The sequence below is a fragment of the Stenotrophomonas sp. K-6 genome (assembly GCF_056861555.1).
In genome coordinates this window covers 349,666-366,708 of sequence record NZ_JBSPUC010000004.1, presented here as the reverse complement: position 1 = coordinate 366,708, position 17,043 = coordinate 349,666, and the positions used below count along the sequence as shown (strand labels likewise).

The window sequence follows — 17,043 nt, the reverse complement described above, 5'->3', positions numbered from 1 at the left end:
TGACACCCTCGTGACCGTGCACTAGCGGCGGTCGCGATCCAGCCAGCAGGCCAGGCCCTGGGCGTTGAGCTCGATGTCCATCGCCAGCACCCGGGTCACCGCCTCATCGTCGACCGGGCAGCCGTGGGCCTGCGCACGCTCAAGGTAGAGCGCGGTCAGCGCTGCGACCAGACAGCGATGCCGATCCGGCCGACCATCGCATTGGCGACCGATCTCGACCATCGCATCGATCTGCTCGACGAGATCGTCAGCCAGCTTCCGCGGCGGTGCCACGCGCCCGTAGTGGGTCAGGTACATGGCCTGTGGATCGTAGGCCAGCATCTTCGCGATCGACTGCTTCAGCGGCTCGGGATCGAACTGCACCGGCGAGGAGGTCGGCACGATGAAGGCCCCCTGCGCGCTGTCCAGCTCGCGGTACGACAGCCCGAAGGTGTCGCCGGTGAACCAGCTGCGGCTGCGTGCATCCCACACACACAGGTGGTGCCGCGCGTGCCCGGGCGTATCCACGCACAGCAGCGGGCGGCCGGCCAGATCCACGGTGTGCCCATCCTCGGCGATCACGACCCGGTCGGCGGCGACCGGCAGGATCGGCCCATAGCTGCGCGCGATTTCCGCTTCGCCATAGACCTCGGTGGCACCGGCGATCAGCCGCGTTGGATCAACCATGTGCGGCGCGCCGCGCGGATGCACGACCAGGGTGGCGTTGGGCAACTGCTGCATCAGCAGGCCGGCACCGCCGGCATGATCCAGGTGCACGTGGGTGAGGATCAGCCAGTCGACCTGTTCCGGCGTGCAGCCGGCGCGCGTCAACGCGGCGAGCATCGCCGGCACGGCCAGACCGGTACCGCAATCGATGAAGGCCGCCCGGCCGTTCTCGACGATCAGGTAGGCGGCATCGAAGTCATCGCGCTGGAACGCGGTGTCGATCGTATGAATGCTGGGGTCGACGTGCATCACCACCTCCCTGGCGCGAAACGCCTCCATCTTACGTCGATCAGTGCAGCGGCTTCGATGCGGCTTTGGTCGCAGTCGCGCTCAGCAGTGGCCCACGCAGCAGCACCGCGGCCACCATCACCGCCAGGAACGCACCGTACGCGTACAGCACCGCGAGCACTTGTCGCCAGATGGGTCCGGCATCGTTCTGGACCACGCCGATGTGATGGCCCCACAGCATCGCCAGGATGCTCAGCACGAAGGCCAGCACCAGCGCGGCACCGTCGAACAGGCGGCGCGCGGTGCCACGCGGCTGGCGGGGAAACAGCCAGTACAGCGTGCCCAGCAGCACGAACCAGGGCAGGAACAACAACAACGACAACCAGGCCATCGCAGTCTCCCGTGCAGGAACACGCCCCTGCGGCGTGCAGGGGCATCATGCCATAGCCCGGTCGTCGGCCAGCGGCGGGGGTTACTCGCGCAGTGCCTGCAATGCGGCGAGCACGACATCCACCTCGGCCTCGAGCTTGAACAATTCGCTCTGCAGTCCGTCGCCATGCTCGGTCTGCTTGAGCACGCCAATCAGCTGGCCGGCATCACGCGGCGAATCGAAGCCCTCGCTCTGGATCAACAGCGTGCCGTCGCTGGCCTGCAGCTTGAAGTAGAAGCGGCCATCCTGTTCACGGTACTGCTTGAACAGCGGCGGTGCAGCGCGTGCGGCCCCGCTTTCTTCACTGGGCACGTCACCGGCGGTGGACAGATCGCGCAGGCCCACCGCGTGACGCAGCTGCTTGAGCAACGGCACGGCCAACTGTTCGCGCAGCTGCTGGCCACGACGACGAAGCAGCGCCTCGATTTTTTCCGGCTCGGCCATCAACGCGTCATAGCGCTCGCGCAGCGGGGTGATCTCGCTGTCGATGCGCTCGAACAGCTGCTGTTTGGCATCGCCCCAGCTGATGCCGTCGGCGAAGGCCTGCGCGAAGGCCGCGGTCTGCTCCGGCGTGGCAAACGCCTGGTACATCTGGAACAGGGCCGAACCCTCGGTGCTCTTGGGCTCGCCCGGTGCACGCGAATCGGTCAGGATCGAGAACACCAGCTTCTTCAGCTCCGCGCGCGGGGCGAACAGCGGAATGGTGTTGTGGTAGCTCTTGCTCATCTTGCGGCCATCCAGCCCGGCCAGCGTGGCGACCTGCTCATCGATCACCACCTCCGGCAGCGGGAAGAACGCCTGGCCGTAGACGTGGTTGAAGCGCTGCGCGAAATCGCGCGCCATTTCGATGTGCTGGATCTGGTCGCGACCGACCGGCACGCGGTTGGCCTTGAAGATCAGGATGTCAGCCGCCATCAGCACCGGGTACATGAACAATCCCGCGCTGACCCCGGCGTCGTCATCCAACTGCTCCTCGCGGTTCTTGTCCACGGCGGCCTTGTAGGCGTGCGCGCGGTTGAGGATGCCCTTGCTGGCGATCACGGTCAGGAACCACATCAGCTCGGTGGTTTCCGGGATGTCGCTCTGCCGGTAGAACCACACCTTGTCCGGGTCCAGCCCACAGGCCAGCCAGCTTGCCGCGATCTCCAGCGTGGAGCGCTGGGTGCGCTCAGGCTCCTGCGCCTTGATCAGGCTGTGCAGGTCGGCCAGGAAGAAGAAGCTCTCGATGTCCGAGGCCTGGCTGGCGGCGATCGCCGGGCGGATGGCGCCGACGTAGTTGCCCAGATGGGGCGTGCCGGAGGGGGTGATGCCAGTAAGAACGCGGGTCGTCATGGGGGAATCAGTGCTGACAAATGAACCGCCCCAGTTTACCTGCCCACGCTCAACCCCGTTTGCCTGGGCCGTGCGTTTGATACTGCACCTGCCCTGCGGAGCCCTGCCATGAAGCGTCTGATCCTGCCCCTGCTGGCCGTGCTGGCCCTGTGCGGCTTCAAACCCGGGCTCCCCCTGCGCTACGACACCGGTCCGGTCCACCTGACGGTGATCGACCGCGACAGCGGCAAGGCCCTGACCCAGTATCGCCAGGGCCCACAGCGCTGGGTGGCTGGGCAACAGGGGCACCGTTACAGCGTGCGCCTGCGCAACGGCAGCGCCGAGCGCGTGCTGGTGGTGCTCTCGGTGGATGGGCTCAATGCCATCAGCGGTGAAGTGGCCGCACCCGGCCAGACCGGCTACGTCCTCAACCCCTGGCAGACCACGGACATCCATGGCTGGCGCAAGTCGTCGGAGGAGGTCGCCCAGTTCGTGTTCACCGATCCGGAGCGCAGTTACGCCGGCCGCACCGGGCGCCCGGACAACATTGGCGTGATCGGTGTGGCGGTCTTCCATGAGGCCGGGCGGGTGTCCATGGCAGTCGCCCCGGCGGGAGCGGGATCGGCCGATGCCAAGGCACGCCCACAGGCACGCTCGTCCTCACTGGAAAGCGTGCGTGTCACCGGCTCCTCCGCACCGGCACCCCAGCTCGGCACCGGTCATGGCGAGCGTGAGGCATCGCGCGTGCGCAACACCGCTTTTGAGCGCGACACCCCCTACCCGGCGCAGCAGGTGCAGGTCCGCTACGACAGCGAGCGCAATCTGATCGCGCGCGGCATCATTCCGCGGCAGCCGGCGCCCGCCCGGAATGAACCGCAGGCGTTCCCCAACCGCTACGTGCCCGATCCGCCGCCGCTGCGTGGCGAGCGTTGAGCGCCGCCTATACCGGGCAGGACACAAGAAAAAACGGGCCGCTATCGCGGCCCGTTCCGGTTTCAACCCCCGACGGCTGATCCGTCGTACTGGATCACCACTCAGTGGTAATCCGGATAATCCTTGCGCATGGCCGCTTCGAAGTCGCGGACCTCGGTTTCAGCACGGTCACGCGCCCAGCCATAGCGTTCTTGCAGACGCCCTGCCAGATATTCGGCATTGCCTTCGGCCACCTTGAAATCGTCGTCGGTCAGGTCGCCCCACTTGGCCTGCGCCTTGCCCTTGAGCTGCGTCCACTGGCCGGAAATGATGTCTTTGTTCATGGGTTCGCATCCTTGATTGCAACGGCCATCTCGCCGTGGGATCAGAATGCGACAGTGCACGTTGGCATGCGGTCAAGCGGCGATGAAACACACGCTCACGAGCTTGAATGGATTCACTACGACCTCGTCCACCCTGCGATCGCGCGAACATGAAAAAGGCCGGGAATTCCCGACCTTTTCCGTTGACTGCTGATCCGCGGATCAGTTGCCCTTGGCAGCGTCTTCGACCGATTCACCGGCCTTCTGCACATCCTTGCCTGCACCAGCAACGGTGTTGCAGCCGGACAGCATGGCCACCGAGAACATCGACAACAGCATCAGTGCGATAACACGCTTCATGGGGTTCTCCTGGTTGTTCAAATTCAATACCGAAATCCGGTCCCGCCTGTCAGGAGAGCACGCCAGCGCAGCCCCCCTTCCTGACCTGCAGCGCCGTGGGTCGAAACACACAGCGCCGCGTGACGTGCAATCTGGCTGGAGAGGCGTGCAGCGGATGTGAACGCAGGAAAATGCGGTTCAGCCAAGCGCTCTCAATCGCGCATCAGCGTCGATTTCCCGAACAGGCTTTCGACCAGATCGACGGCCAGTTCGGCCGTCGCATTGCGGTTGTCCAGCAGCGGATTGAGCTCGACGATGTCCAGCGACCCCATGCGCCCGGTGTCGGCGATCATCTCCATCACCAGCTGCGCTTCTCGGTAATTGACCCCGCCCGGCACGGTGGTGCCGACGCCGGGTGCAATGCTGGGATCCAGGAAATCCACGTCGAAGCTGACGTGCAGGTGCGTGTTGGCATCGATGCCGGCCAGCGCTGCCTCCATCGTGCGCTTCATGCCGGCTTCGTCGATGTAGCGCATGTCATAGACATCCACCTGGTGCTGCTTGATCAGGCGCTTCTCTTCCTGGTCCACCGAACGGATGCCGATCTGGTGCACCTGCTGCGGGCGGATCGCCGGGGCATCGCCACCCAGCCGGGTCAATGCGTCCGGGCCGAGCCCGCACAGGCAGGCCACCGGCATGCCGTGGACGTTGCCCGACGGGGTGACCTCGCTGGTGTTGAAATCCGAATGCGCATCCAGCCACAGCACGCGCAGGTCCTTGCCCTGCTCGCGGCACCAGCGCGCGACCGCGGTGATCGAGCCGATCCCCAGGCAATGGTCGCCGCCCAGCATGATCGGCATGCGCCCGGCCTGAAGCTCGGCGTAGGTGGCCTCCATCAGCGCACGGTTCCAGGCCACCACTTCGTCCAGATGGCGGTAGCCCTGCACCGGTGCCGTCCACGGGTTGCGCGGACCGGCCAGGTTACCGAGGTCGCGTACGTCCACGCCGCGCGCGGTGAGCGCATCACCCAGGCCCGCGATGCGCAGGGCGTCCGGTCCCAGACCCGCACCACGGTGGCCTGCGCCAACATCGGTGGGCACGCCAATCAGGGAAACCGGGGAATACATCGCCATCGCTGTTGCCTCCATTGCAAAGAGGACCAGCATAGCCAGCGCGGCGGCATACGACTCGCGGCGCTGCAGCAGTCGTCATCGACCGTGCATCAATGGTGCCGGCACCCGGATTCGAACTGGGGACCTACCGCTTACAAGGCGGTTGCTCTACCAACTGAGCTATGCCGGCATGGGCATCGCAGCGGGATGACCCGCCGCGGAGCCGGGATTCTAGCGCAAGCGCGCGCATTCCAGCGAGCGGTGCTGAGCTGCGCCGCTGCGCTGGCGGGCCACGGCGGGGTCGGTTCCATCGGCAAGGGTCGCATCCAGCCACCACTGCGCGCTGCCATCGCCCCCGCTGGCGACCATGGTCGCCTTGAAACCGGCGGCGCTCAGGGCGGCCAGGCGGCGATCGGCGCCTTCGCGATTGCGGTACTGGCCCAGCGCGATGGCGTTGGTGTCCTCGCCCTGGGCAATGATGTAGTAGTCGCTCACCCCGGCCGCGACGATGCGCTTGACCGTGGCCTGCGCCTCCTCACGGCTGGCGGCGGGCGGCAGCAGCACGCGGTAGCGGGTGGCGCCGGCATCGGCGACCTCACGCAGCTTGGCGCCACGCAGGGCACCCCCGGCGCGCGACTGGGCGGCCTGGGCCGTTGCGCGGTCCGCGAAGGGCCCCAGGCTTACGCATTGGGCGGGAGTGGGTGTCGCGGTGACGGGTGCGGGTGCGGCGGCCGGTGTGGGCGCTGTGGCCACCGGGGGCGGTGCAGGGACGCTGGCAGCGGGCGTTGGCGCAGGCGTGTCGGCCAGGGCGGTGGCCGGCGTGGCGGTGGTCACCGGCGGCTGTGTCACAGGCGCGGGCGCGGAGGCGGGCGTGACGTCCTGCAGTGCCGGCGCAGGAGTCAGCGGCGTCGCCGTGGCCGGCGGCGCCTGCGTGCTCGGCAGCACTTCCAACTGCGCCACACCGACGGGCGATGCCGGCGGTGCGCTGGCCGGTTCGCCGCGCAGCAGCCACCACAGCGCGACACCGAGGTTGAGGATGACCAGGACGACGATCAGGGCACGGGTAAGCATCGGCTGATCCTAGCCTGCCGACGGCGGTTGATGCACGGCCCAACGGGCCAGCCCATCGAGCACCAGTGCGGGCTGGAATTCGGCATCGCCGAGCAGCGGCAGCAGGGCCGGCGCACCGCCGCCGTGCACCAGCAGATGCGGCAACGCGCCGAGCCGCTCGCCGCCCTGCACACGACTGCGTTCGATCAGGGCCACCGCCGCCCCATCGCAGCCGGAGGCCAGCGCATCGGCCGTGTCATTGGCAAACTCGCTGTACTCGCCGCCCGCCGCCGGCAACTGCACGGCACGTGCATGCAAGGCTTCGCGCATGGTCGTGGGCGACGCCGAGATACGCCCGCCGTGATGCTGGCCCTCGGCATCCAGCAGATCGATGGTCAGTGCGGTGCCCACACCGGCAATCAGCACGGCCTGGCCACGCGCGGCCACGGCCAGCAGCGCCAGGTAGCGGTCCACGCCGAAGCGGGTGGGATCGGCATAGGCGATCCGCACACCGGCGTAGTCGGCTTCGGTGCGCGCCACCCGGACATGGCGGAAGCGCGCCTGCAGTACATCCAGCATGGCGGCGGTCAACGAGCGTGCGGCAACGCTGGCAACGTAAGCGGTGTCGCCCGACGGCAGCGCATCCAGTGCTGCCGCCGGCATCGCTTCAGCACCATGCGGCCACGCCTGCACATCGCCTGCGCGCATGCCTTGCAGCGGCGCGAACTTGAAGCGCGAATTGCCCAGATCAAACAACCAGTCGCTCATTGCGCCCTCACGCTGACTTCGCCCGCATGGAAAACCCGTTCGCTGCCGTCGATGCGCACACGCAGCGCGCCGTCGTCGGCCAGACCCAGCGCCGTGCCGGCAAACAGCACGCCGCCTTCTTCCACCTGCACCTCGCGTCCGGCCAGGCTGTCCAGCGCGGCATACCGCGCGAGGAACGGCGCGAGGCCGTCCTGCTCAAAGGCGTCCAGTGCGGGCAGCAGGGCGGCAATGATGTGCGCGACCACCGCGTTGCGCGAGGTCTGTGCGCCGGAGAGCGTGTCCAGATCGGTCCAGGGCTGGGTGATCTCCGCCGCGAACGCAGCGGGCATCCGGACGTTGACGCCCAGGCCGATCACCGCGCGCGCCGGGCCGGCGAATTCACCGCCGCCTTCGATCAGCAAACCACCGAGCTTGTGCCCATCAACGATGAGATCGTTCGGCCACTTCAGCGCCACACCGGGGTAGCCGGCCTCGCGCAGCGCCTCGGCCACCGCAACCCCGGCGACCAGGCTCAGCCCGCCCAGCCGCGAGAGACCACCGGCAAACCCGCGCAGCACCGAAAGGTAGATATGCGCCGCCAGCGGCGAGGCCCAGACCCGCCCGCGGCGACCGCGGCCACGGGTCTGGCGCTCGGCCAGCAGGGCCATCGCCCCGCGCTCCGGCGCGCTGCAGCGCAGCAATTCACTGTTCGTTGACGCGACCGACCAGGCCACCTGCAGGGAGGTCAACTGGCCGCCGACAGCGGCCGGCAGCGCGGCCTGGATCGTCTCGGCGTCGAGCAGATCCAGCGGCTGCTGCAACTGGTAGCCGTCACCGGCGCGGCCGTCGATCTCGACGCCTGCCGCCCTAAGTCCTTGAATCCGCTTCCAAATCGCGGCGCGGGTCTGGCCCAGCTCACGCGCCAGCGCGTCGCCGGACAGGCGCCCGGCGCCCAGTTTGGCCAGCAGTTGGCGGTCGTCCACGGCAGCTTCCATCGGGTAAACGGGAAAAGTATGCGGGAAAGCCGCCGCCAGCGCCCGCCCGGGGGCCTTCCAATCCCCCGGCCGAATCGGGCTAGAATCGAGAACTTGACCCGCCGCTGGATGTTGACGATGCGCCCGTTCGCCCATTGCCTGCTCCTCCTGATGGCCCCGCTGGCCGCGCATGCTTCCGATGCGCTCACCCCGGCGGGCCGCGGCGCGTGTGTCTACTCGGCCAACGAGAACGAGCGCAGCGCACCGGCATCGGCTTCGGCGGCTGCGGCACCGGCCACGGTGAAGCCCAGCGCCAGCAGCGGTACCAGCACCGGCGGTGGTGGCGATGACGACGTGCTGCCGCGCCTGCGCGCACCGAAGTGGCACAGCTTCCTGCCGGGTATGTTCCGCTGATCGAACAACTGTTGGGCTGGCTGCGCCGCACGCCACGCGAGATCGACCCTACCCTCTGGGACACCACCTGCCGCCGCGCCGCCTGGCTGCAGCAGCTGGACCCTGCCCGCCGCGAACGCCTGCGTGCCCTGGCGGCTCGCTTCCTGCACGAGAAAACCATCAGCCCAGCCGCCGAGCTGCAGCTGGAGGACGCCGATGGCGTGTTGCTGGCCGCGCTCTGCTGCCTGCCACTGCTGGAACTGGGCGAGATCGGCCTGCGCGGCTGGTCGCAGCTGATCGTGTATCCCGAGGCGTTCCGCGTGCATCGCAGCCAGGTGGATGCGGCCGGCGTGCTGCACGAATGGGACGATGCGCTGATCGGCGAATCCTGGGACAGCGGTCCGCTGATTCTGTCGTGGGCCGATATCCAGGCCGACATCGCCGATCCGGAGGCCGGGTTCTGCGTGGCGGTGCATGAAATGGCGCACAAGATCGATGCGCTGGACGGGGCGATCGACGGCACACCGCCCTTGCCGCGCGCGTGGCAGAAACAATGGGCGGCGGATTTCCAGCAGGCCTATGACGCCTTCTGCGCCGAGGTGGATCAGGGCCGCGAGACGCTGATCGATCCGTACGCCTCCGAGGCGCCAGAGGAGTTTTTTGCCGTGGTCAGCGAGTACCACTTCTCCGCACCGGCACTGCTCGCGCGCGAGATGCCGGCGGTGGCCGGGCATCTGCAGCGGTTCTATGGTCCGTCACCGCTGATGCGGTGACGCGTTACGGCCCCGGCGGCAGCTTCACTTCGAAGCGTGCACCACCCAGCTCCGGCGAACGCTTCACCTGCAGTTCGCCGCGGTAATCCTTGATCAGGTCCTGCACGATCGACAGGCCGATGCCGTGACCCTGCACGCGCTCATCGCCACGCACGCCACGCTGCAGCACCTTGGCGATGTCTTCCGGTGCGATGCCCGGGCCATCGTCATCCACCGACAGCACCAGCCCCGCGCGACGCGCACCGGGTGCCGGCAACGGATGCGCGGTCAGCAGCACGCGGCGCCTGGCCCACTTGAAGGCGTTCTCCAGCAGGTTGCCGAGCAGTTCCTGCAGATCGCCAGGCTCACCGTGGAAACGCGCGGCCGGGTCGATATCGAATTCACACAGCACGCCCTTGGAGGCGTAGACCTTCTCCAGGCCCCGCACGATTTCTTCGGCGTTGGATTCGATCGGCAGCGGGGCGGAGAACAGCTTGTGCCCGGACGAAGCCGCGCGCGCCAGCTGGTAGGACACCAGGTTGTTCATGCGCCGCAGCTGGACGTCGAACTCTTCGCGCAGATCCTCATCGCGTGCGCCGCTGTCGAGCTGCGTGCGCAACACCGCCAGCGGCGTTTTCAGGCTGTGCGCGAGATCGGCCAAGGTGTTGCGCTGGCGTTCGAGGTTCTCGCGCTCGCTCTCGATGAAGGCGTTGATGCTGTCGGTCAGTGGCTCCAGCTCGCGCGGATGGCGTTCGCTCATGCGCTCGGTTTCACCGCGCTGGACCTTGGTCAGCTCATTGATCACGCGCCGCATCGGGCGCAGGCTCCACTGCAGAATGACCGTCTGCAGCAGCAGCAGGATCAGACCGATGCCGCCAAGGTAGAACCACACGCGCCCGCGGAACACGCGCAGCTGTGCGCCGAGCGCGCGCGAGTCTTCGAGCACGTAGATCGTGTACGGGAATTCGGTGGCGGGGTCGGCGTCGGCATCCCAGACCAGACCCATGCCATAGCGGTAGGCCGAGCCCTCGCTGCCATCGATCTGGATCATCGGCAACGGGCCTTCGAAGACTTCCTGGCGCGGGGCCAGCATGCCGCCGCCCACGGTGGGCAGCATCGGGCCCTCGGCGGACATGGAGTTGCCCTTGCCGTCCGGCATTACGACCTGCAGGTAGAGGCCACTGCCCGGGACGTCAAAACGCGGATCCGGTGGCTGCTCGCGGATGTACAGCGAGCGGTCACGGGTGAAGTCGATGCCGGCCGCATACGCGGTGGCGTAGTTCTTCAGCCGCTCGCGCAGATTCGCTTTCGCGGTATCGGCGAAGGCCGCGTCCAGCGCGTAGCCGGCCAGGGCCAGGAAGGCCACCAGGCCCACCGAGGCGGCCAACAGCTGGCGCGCCTGCAGTGAGCGCGGCCGCCAGCGTTTAAAGAACCACAGACGGCCGGACATCATCTATCGCCAGCCGCAGCTCAGCCTTCGTTGCGCGGAATGGCGAAACGGTAACCGCGGCCACGCACGGTTTCGATCGGCTTGAGTTCGCCGTCGGCATCAAGCTTCTTGCGCAGGCGGCCGATGAAGACCTCCAGCACGTTGGAGTCGCGGTCGAAGTCCTGCTGATAGATGTGCTCGGTGAGGTCGGCCTTGGAGACCAGTTCACCGGCATGCATCATCAGGTATTCGAGCACTTTGTACTCGTAGCTGGTGAGATCCACGTTGCTGCCGTTGACGCTGACCGTCTGCGCAGCGAGATCGAGCGCGACCGGGCCGCACTCCAGCGTCGGCTTGCTCCAACCGGCGGCACGGCGCAGCAGCGCATTGACGCGGGCCAGCAGCTCTTCCACATGGAACGGCTTGACGAGGTAATCGTCGGCGCCCTGCTTGAGGCCCTCGACCTTGTCCTGCCAGCTCGAACGCGCGGTCAGGATGAGCACCGGGAATTTCTTGCCCTCGTCGCGCAGGGCCTTGATGAGCTCCATGCCCGACATCTTGGGCAGGCCAAGATCGATGATGCCGACATCAAACGGAACCTCGCGGCCCATGTACAGACCTTCCTCACCGTCCTGCGCAGCATCGACGGCAAAGCCTTCGCGCTTGAGCCGGGCTGCCAGTGTTTCCCGCAGCGGGGCTTCGTCTTCGACCAGAAGGATACGCATGAACTCTCCCTAGTGTCCTGGGTATGGCCCCATGGGGCCAGTGGGTAATGCAGATGACTGCGGACAACTATCCCTGTTCAGGGGTTATCGCCGCGTAGTGATGACATATCCGAGCGCGGCGTGCGGGGCTGTGAACGCGATGTCGCCGGATCGTCCATATAGCGGACGCGACCGCGATCATCCATGTACTTCACCCGGTTGATATCGCGCCCATCGAAGGGCACGCGCTCGGCGCCGAGGATGTGTCCACCGGTAGTCCGCTGCACGCGACGCACCGCATCGGACAGCGAGCGCTCCTGCGGACCGCCGCGTTCGGCCGTACGCATCATCTCGGCACGGGCCGCTTCCGGCGGCGGCATCTGCGCCCACGCACTGGTGGAGGCAGCTGCGCCCGTCGCCAGAAGGGCGAAGGCGGCAATGCGGCGGTGGCGGGTCACGGAGAACATCGGTCTGATCCTAGCGGAGCGCGGCTAAACGTTCAAAAGTTGTGAATCGGCAACCGCCAGCCCGGGCCGGCGCTTTACGAATCTTTAGCGAATTCTTGGTTTTAGCCAGTGAATCCGGTCTGAACTTTTCCGCCTGCCTCCCCGCTTTGTTCATCTAAGTGAACATTGGCGGCTAAACCGGGGTCCTTGTCAAGCTGACAAGGTGACGCGGCTCACGCCGCGACGCGCTCCGCCTGGGCACGGGTCACCGCCAGCGCCTGCTCGATCAGGCTCCAGTCGGCGCCAACCCGGTGCGAGCCTTCGCTCAGGATCTGGCGGAACGCACGGCCGCCCGGCTGGCCGTGGAACAGGCCCAGCAGATGGCGGGTGATGTGCTTGAGCGCCAGCCCACGGGCCAGCTGGGCTTCGATATAGGGCTGCATGGCACGCAGCAGCGCCTCGCGCGATTGCAGCGGGGCACCGGTCTGGGCGGCCTCCAGCTGATGCAGCACGTAGGGGTCGTGGTAGGCGGCGCGGCCCAGCATCACCCCGTCCAGCGCCGGCAACTGGGCCTGCGCGGCCTCGACCGTGGCCAAGCCGCCGTTGAGGACGATCTGCAGCTGCGGACGGTCGGTCTTGAGACGGTGCGCCCAGTCGTAACGCAGCGGCGGCACTTCGCGGTTTTCCTTCGGCGAGAGGCCCTTCAGCCACGCATTGCGGGCATGCACCACGAACATCGCGCTTCCGGCGTTGGCCGATTGATCGACGAAGTTCAAGAACGTTTCGTAGTCGTTGTCGTCATCCACGCCCAAGCGGCACTTCACCGTGACCGGGATGTCCACCGCAGCGACCATCGCGCCCACGCACTCGGCGACCAGCGCAGGTTCGCGCATCAGGCAGGCACCGAAGCGCCCGGCCTGGACGCGATCGGAGGGGCAGCCGCAGTTGAGGTTGACCTCGTCATAGCCCCATTCCTGCGCGATGCGCGCGGCCTGGGCCAGCAGGGCCGGATCGCTGCCACCGAGCTGCAGGGCCAGCGGATGCTCGCTGCCGTCGAAGCCCAGCAGGCGCTCACGGTCGCCGTGGATCACCGCGTTGGCGTGCACCATCTCCGTGTACAGCCGCGCGCCCGGTGCCAGCAGCCGGTGCAAGTACCGGCAATGGCGGTCCGTCCAGTCCATCATCGGGGCGACGGACAGGCGCAGGGAGGCGGCGTAACGCGCGGCGGCGTCGGTGGCGGGCTGGAGGGTCATCGGCTGCAGGTGCATCTGGATTCACTGGCATTGCCAGCGCAATCAATAGTTTACCCGCTTCCGATGAATACTGCCCTTAGTGCGCTCCGGCACCCTTTCGCTCTGCCTTGTTGATCAGCCACGTCAACAAGGCACCGGGAATCACGAACCCGGAAGTGACCAGCGCGCCGTGAACAAGCGTGGCAGACGGCTGGCCCAGCGTGGCGACATGCTTCATGGGCGACAACCACGGCGAGAGGTTGATGAAAGCGAGCACCATCACCACCATCGGCCAGCGCAGGTCGACGCCCCGGCGCATGCTCGACAGGTACGCATAGCCGGCAAGTACCGCGACGAACAGCCCTTCGATGATCCAGGACATCGTGCCCAGCTTCCCCCACATCCCCATGCCCAGATGCATGGTCGAGAAGGGATAGAGGGCCAGATCGGCGTTATGCATCGGCCAATCCGCGAGGAAATGCGAGAAGCACGCTACGAAGGCGAATGCAGCGACCCGCTTGTCGTTGAGGAAAAACGCGCCCCAGACGCAGGACCACAACAGCGCGGCGGCGAGCGAATGGTCCCAGTCGATGAAGGTCAGATCAAAGAACAGATAGGGGCCGGCCAGCAGGTTGGGCGTTACGTGGTTCCAGCCGAGAATGATGAAGAGGCCATCGAGGATGTCCAGGAATCCCACCCCCATCAGCAAGGGCAGCGTGGGGATCTTTGGAAATCGCGCCTTCAAGGCTAAACCAATCGCGAAATGGCCCACGTACATGAATCACCTCCTGCGCTATCCGATGCGCAGATGATGCTCGCCAGGCGTGGTCTAAACTGTAAATCTTGAACAATTGGCCGACCGGATTCCAACGATGCAAGCCGATGGCACTCTCCCCAGCCACATCGCCGAGCGGTTCAAAGCCGCATCGGTAGTGCGAAGACTGAAGGACGGGCAGCCACTGTTCGAGCAGGGCTCCCGCCCGGCCGCCATGTTCGGCGTTCTTGAGGGATGCGTCCGCGTCGGTGTTGAAGGTGAGGCGATGGATCACCGGCTGGTCGCCGTTCTGGGACCCTCCCAGTGGTTTGGCGAGGCACCGCTTCTGGATGCGAAGGCCCGCGCCTTTACCGCCGTCGCTCATGGCGAATGCCGCATTGCGACCGTTACGGCAACTGCATTTCATGCCTTGATACGGTCGGATAACGAGGCACTTCTTGCCGTCTGCCAACTCGTCTGCACGCGCTATCGCCAGACGATTGAATGGATCGAGGACACCACCCTTCGATCCTTCGAGTGCCGGCTGGCACGCACCGTGATCGGCCACTTTCCCCACTCCGGGTCCAGCGCGCTGCGCCTTTCTCAGGAAATGCTGGCGATGCAGCTCGGCGTATCCAGGCCAACGGTGAACCGGCAGCTTGCGCAGTGGTCGCGGCAAGGCCTGATCCGCGTTGGATACGGCAGAATCGACATTGTGGATCTGGCGGGGCTTGAACAGCTCGCCCGCGCGCGAAAGCCCGCGCGACGTACACACGTGCAACCATGACAGTAGACAATGCAGCTCTGCACGTCCCTCCCAAGCATCCATGCCCTCGTTCCGCCTGCCCAGTTTCGACCCCACCACCGAACAAGGCGTCCTGCGCCTGTCGATCGCCGCGTCGCTGGCGATGGCGGCCGCGGCGGTGGCCTTCGGTCTGCTCGCCAACTCTTCGCTGATCATCTTCGACGGCATCTACGGCCTGATCGACGTGGTGATGACCTGGCTGTCGCTGCTGGTGGTGCGCCTGATCAGCCTGTCGACTCACGTCGATACCCTGCAGTCGCGCTTGAACCAGCGCTTCACCATGGGCTTCTGGCATCTGGAGCCGATCGTGCTCGGGGTCAGCGGCACGTTGATGATTGGCGCGGCCTTGTATGCCGCGGTCAATGCGGTGGATGCACTGATGTCCGGCGGGCGCGAGATCGCGCTCGGGCCGGCCATCCTGTTCGCGGTGATCTCGATCGTGGCCGAAACCGGGCTGGCACTGTTCGTACGCCGCGCGAACCGGTCGATCGGCTCGGACTTCATCGCACTCGATGCGAAGAACTGGGTGGTCGCGGCCAGCATGTCAGCCGCGTACCTGGTCGCCTTCGTCGGCGGCTATGTGCTGGGCGGCACGCAGTGGGCGTGGCTGGTGCCGTACATCGATCCGGCGATCCTGCTGGTGGTTTGCCTGTTCGTGGTCGTCGCGCCGATGGGCACGGTGCGCCAGGCACTGTCGGACATTTTGCTGATCACGCCGCTGGATCTGCAGACGCATGTGGACGAAGTCGCGCGCGACATCGTGGCCAGGCACGGCTTCCTGGAATTCCGCAGCTACGTGGCCAAGGTCGGGCGCGGTGAGCAGATCGAGCTGTTCTTCGTGGTGCGCGCCGATGATCCGCCGCGGGCGCTGATCGAGTGGGATCGGTTGCGCGATGAGATCGGCGAGGCGCTGGGCGAGGAGTCGCCGGATCGGTGGCTGACGATCATGTTCACGACGGATCGGGAGTGGGCGATCTGAGCGATGCCGACGCGCATCGCGTTATTGCTCGGTCGCCACGTTGCCCTGTTTCCACTGCCGCGGCGACTGCCCGGTCTGCGCCTTGAACGCGCGCGACAACGCCGCTTCACTTCCGTAGCCCACATCGATCGCGATGCGCTTGAGCGGATGGCCACGGCGCAGCGCCTGCTGGACCAGACGGGTGCGCCAGCCCTGCAGGTAGTGCCCGGGCGTGCTGCCGATGGTGTCGCGGAAGCTGTCGGCGAAGGCGCTGCGTGACATGCCGGCGCGCTGTGCGAGCGACTCCAGCGTCCACTCGGCGGCGGGTGCTTCATGCATGGCCACCAGCGCGTGGCGCAGACGCGGATGGGCCATGCCGGCGAGCAGGCCGACGCGGATCTGGCCGCTTTCCATCAGCGCGCGCAGGATCTGGATGAGCACGACTTCGAACAGCCGATCCAGCAGGGCCTGGCGGCCACAGCGCTGCGCGAAGGCTTCTTCGAACAGCAGCGACAGCACCGGCTGGCCGCCGTACAAGCCCTCCAGCGGCAGGCAGACGATCGGCGGCAAGGCAGCGGCGACCGGGTTGTTGGCGCCGCCTTCGAACTGCAGGTTGGCGCAGGCGAAATCCGCGCCCCGCGTGGCATCGGTGACGAAGCGGTGCGCAAGCGGGCGCGGGTAGAGCAGCACGCTGGGGGTGGTGATCTGCAGCGTGCTGCCGTCCGGGTGCTCGACGCGCACATGGCCCTCGCGGATCAGATGCAGCTGGCCACGCTCGCCATCGCCCGGCAGATCGTTGATGCCGCACAGCGCGCCGGCGTGGAAGACTTCGGCAGAGACCGCGAAACGGTCCAGCAGAGATTGCAGTCGGTCGACCATGGCGGACTCCAGATCAAGGTTTCTGGACGAAATGTTGCCACAAGTACGGTCCAGGCGCGCAAAGTACACCTGCCATCTGGCCCACCCCTTTCACTCCGCAGGAGATTCCCATGTCCATTGCCAACGTTCTGTATACCGCCCAGGCCACTGCCAACGGCGGCCGCGACGGCCGCGCCGTCTCTTCCGACAACGTGCTGGACATCCAGCTCTCCACCCCGCGCGAACTGGGCGGTGCGGGCGGCCCGGGCACCAACCCGGAGCAGCTGTTCGCCGCCGGCTACTCGGCCTGCTTCCTGGGCGCGCTGAAGTATGTGGCCGGCCAGGCCAAGGTCGCTCTGCCGGCTGAGACCGCGATCACCGGCAAGGTCGGCATCGGCCAGATCCCGACCGGCTTCGGCATCGAAGTCACCCTGGAAATCTCGGTCCCGGGCCTGCCGCGCGAGCAGGTCGAAGCGCTGGTGCAGAAGGCGCACATCGTGTGCCCGTACTCCAACGCGACCCGCGGCAACATCGACGTGACGCTGACGGTGGTCTAAAAAAAATGGGCGGCTGCCGGACGT

21 protein-coding genes and 1 tRNA gene are annotated in these 17,043 nt (G+C 66.7%); 6 read left to right on the top strand and 16 right to left on the bottom strand.

What is annotated here, in order from left to right; genetic code table 11:
- Positions 1–21 precede the first annotated feature (21 nt).
- The 3 genes from AC13F7_RS14615 to AC13F7_RS14605 all read right to left on the bottom strand — a co-directional run bounded on the left by AC13F7_RS14615 (position 22) and on the right by AC13F7_RS14605 (position 2,695).
- Positions 22–954 (bottom strand): MBL fold metallo-hydrolase, encoded by a 933-nt coding sequence (locus AC13F7_RS14615; protein ID WP_483001695.1) that lies wholly within the window; start codon positions 952–954, stop codon positions 22–24.
- A 40-nt stretch (positions 955–994) separates the two neighbouring features.
- Complete coding sequence (locus AC13F7_RS14610) at positions 995–1,324, bottom strand: hypothetical protein (RefSeq protein ID WP_121044217.1); 330 nt, start codon at positions 1,322–1,324, stop codon at positions 995–997.
- Between the two features lie 81 nt (positions 1,325–1,405).
- Positions 1,406–2,695, bottom strand: a complete 1,290-nt coding sequence (locus AC13F7_RS14605) for a tryptophan--tRNA ligase (RefSeq protein WP_481469316.1) — start codon at positions 2,693–2,695, stop codon at positions 1,406–1,408.
- A 108-nt stretch (positions 2,696–2,803) separates the two neighbouring features.
- Here AC13F7_RS14605 and AC13F7_RS14600 point away from each other — a divergent pair, with 108 nt between their 5' ends.
- Entirely contained in the window at positions 2,804–3,607 is an 804-nt protein-coding gene (locus AC13F7_RS14600; protein ID WP_481469315.1) for a hypothetical protein, read from the top strand.
- A gap of 101 nt (positions 3,608–3,708) precedes the next feature.
- Here the strand turns inward: AC13F7_RS14600 and AC13F7_RS14595 are convergent, their stop codons facing one another.
- The 7 genes from AC13F7_RS14595 to birA all read right to left on the bottom strand — a co-directional run bounded on the left by AC13F7_RS14595 (position 3,709) and on the right by birA (position 8,140).
- Positions 3,709–3,930, bottom strand: coding sequence for a CsbD family protein (locus AC13F7_RS14595; protein WP_483001692.1), 222 nt, complete (start codon positions 3,928–3,930; stop codon positions 3,709–3,711).
- A 201-nt stretch (positions 3,931–4,131) separates the two neighbouring features.
- A complete protein-coding gene (locus AC13F7_RS14590) occupies positions 4,132–4,269 on the bottom strand; it encodes an entericidin A/B family lipoprotein (protein WP_123731139.1) in 138 nt (45 codons plus the stop codon).
- A gap of 191 nt (positions 4,270–4,460) precedes the next feature.
- Entirely contained in the window at positions 4,461–5,381 is a 921-nt protein-coding gene (gene rocF, locus AC13F7_RS14585; RefSeq protein ID WP_259260502.1) for an arginase, read from the bottom strand.
- A 93-nt stretch (positions 5,382–5,474) separates the two neighbouring features.
- A tRNA-Thr gene (locus AC13F7_RS14580) sits at positions 5,475–5,550 on the bottom strand.
- Positions 5,551–5,591: 41 nt separating this feature from the next.
- On the bottom strand, positions 5,592–6,431 hold the full coding sequence (locus AC13F7_RS14575) for an SPOR domain-containing protein (protein ID WP_483001689.1): 840 nt from the start codon (positions 6,429–6,431) through the stop codon (positions 5,592–5,594).
- A 9-nt stretch (positions 6,432–6,440) separates the two neighbouring features.
- Positions 6,441–7,178, bottom strand: a complete 738-nt coding sequence (locus AC13F7_RS14570) for a type III pantothenate kinase (RefSeq protein ID WP_483001687.1) — start codon at positions 7,176–7,178, stop codon at positions 6,441–6,443.
- A complete protein-coding gene (gene birA / locus AC13F7_RS14565; RefSeq protein WP_483001685.1) occupies positions 7,175–8,140 on the bottom strand; it encodes a bifunctional biotin--[acetyl-CoA-carboxylase] ligase/biotin operon repressor BirA in 966 nt (321 codons plus the stop codon). Before birA ends, AC13F7_RS14570 begins: the two co-directional genes overlap by 4 nt.
- Before the next feature lie 129 nt (positions 8,141–8,269).
- Here birA and AC13F7_RS14560 point away from each other — a divergent pair, with 129 nt between their 5' ends.
- A complete protein-coding gene (locus AC13F7_RS14560) occupies positions 8,270–8,545 on the top strand; it encodes a hypothetical protein (protein ID WP_481469305.1) in 276 nt (91 codons plus the stop codon).
- Positions 8,512–9,297, top strand: a complete 786-nt coding sequence (locus AC13F7_RS14555; protein WP_483001683.1) for a M90 family metallopeptidase — start codon at positions 8,512–8,514, stop codon at positions 9,295–9,297. The genes AC13F7_RS14560 and AC13F7_RS14555 overlap by 34 nt, the downstream gene beginning before the upstream one ends.
- A 4-nt stretch (positions 9,298–9,301) precedes the next feature.
- Here the strand turns inward: AC13F7_RS14555 and AC13F7_RS14550 are convergent, their stop codons facing one another.
- The 5 genes from AC13F7_RS14550 to AC13F7_RS14530 form a co-directional block, all read right to left on the bottom strand.
- Positions 9,302–10,726: an ATP-binding protein gene (locus tag AC13F7_RS14550; RefSeq protein ID WP_483001681.1), complete on the bottom strand. Its 1,425-nt coding sequence runs from the start codon at positions 10,724–10,726 to the stop codon at positions 9,302–9,304.
- A gap of 20 nt (positions 10,727–10,746) precedes the next feature.
- Positions 10,747–11,430 carry a response regulator transcription factor gene (locus AC13F7_RS14545; protein ID WP_019185514.1) on the bottom strand — a complete coding sequence of 228 codons (684 nt, stop codon included), beginning with the start codon at positions 11,428–11,430 and terminating at the stop codon, positions 10,747–10,749.
- Between the two features lie 77 nt (positions 11,431–11,507).
- Positions 11,508–11,876 carry a hypothetical protein gene (locus AC13F7_RS14540; RefSeq protein WP_313208862.1) on the bottom strand — a complete coding sequence of 123 codons (369 nt, stop codon included), beginning with the start codon at positions 11,874–11,876 and terminating at the stop codon, positions 11,508–11,510.
- Positions 11,877–12,088: 212 nt separating this feature from the next.
- The gene (gene dusA / locus AC13F7_RS14535) at positions 12,089–13,108 is read right to left on the bottom strand and encodes a tRNA dihydrouridine(20/20a) synthase DusA (RefSeq protein WP_483001678.1); all 1,020 of its coding nucleotides are present in this window, start codon (positions 13,106–13,108) and stop codon (positions 12,089–12,091) included.
- A gap of 76 nt (positions 13,109–13,184) precedes the next feature.
- Positions 13,185–13,865 (bottom strand): hypothetical protein, encoded by a 681-nt coding sequence (locus tag AC13F7_RS14530; RefSeq protein ID WP_483001676.1) that lies wholly within the window; start codon positions 13,863–13,865, stop codon positions 13,185–13,187.
- A 94-nt stretch (positions 13,866–13,959) separates the two neighbouring features.
- Here AC13F7_RS14530 and AC13F7_RS14525 point away from each other — a divergent pair, with 94 nt between their 5' ends.
- Together AC13F7_RS14525 and AC13F7_RS14520 are read left to right on the top strand one after the other, a co-directional pair.
- A complete protein-coding gene (locus AC13F7_RS14525) occupies positions 13,960–14,628 on the top strand; it encodes a Crp/Fnr family transcriptional regulator (protein WP_483001674.1) in 669 nt (222 codons plus the stop codon).
- 40 nt (positions 14,629–14,668) lie between these two features.
- On the top strand, positions 14,669–15,625 hold the full coding sequence (locus AC13F7_RS14520) for a cation diffusion facilitator family transporter (protein ID WP_483001672.1): 957 nt from the start codon (positions 14,669–14,671) through the stop codon (positions 15,623–15,625).
- A 21-nt stretch (positions 15,626–15,646) separates the two neighbouring features.
- Here the strand turns inward: AC13F7_RS14520 and AC13F7_RS14515 are convergent, their stop codons facing one another.
- On the bottom strand, positions 15,647–16,483 hold the full coding sequence (locus AC13F7_RS14515; RefSeq protein WP_483001670.1) for an AraC family transcriptional regulator: 837 nt from the start codon (positions 16,481–16,483) through the stop codon (positions 15,647–15,649).
- Between the two features lie 110 nt (positions 16,484–16,593).
- Between AC13F7_RS14515 and AC13F7_RS14510 the strand changes: the two genes are divergently transcribed.
- On the top strand, positions 16,594–17,019 hold the full coding sequence (locus AC13F7_RS14510) for an organic hydroperoxide resistance protein (protein WP_483001668.1): 426 nt from the start codon (positions 16,594–16,596) through the stop codon (positions 17,017–17,019).
- Positions 17,020–17,043: the final 24 nt, after the last annotated feature.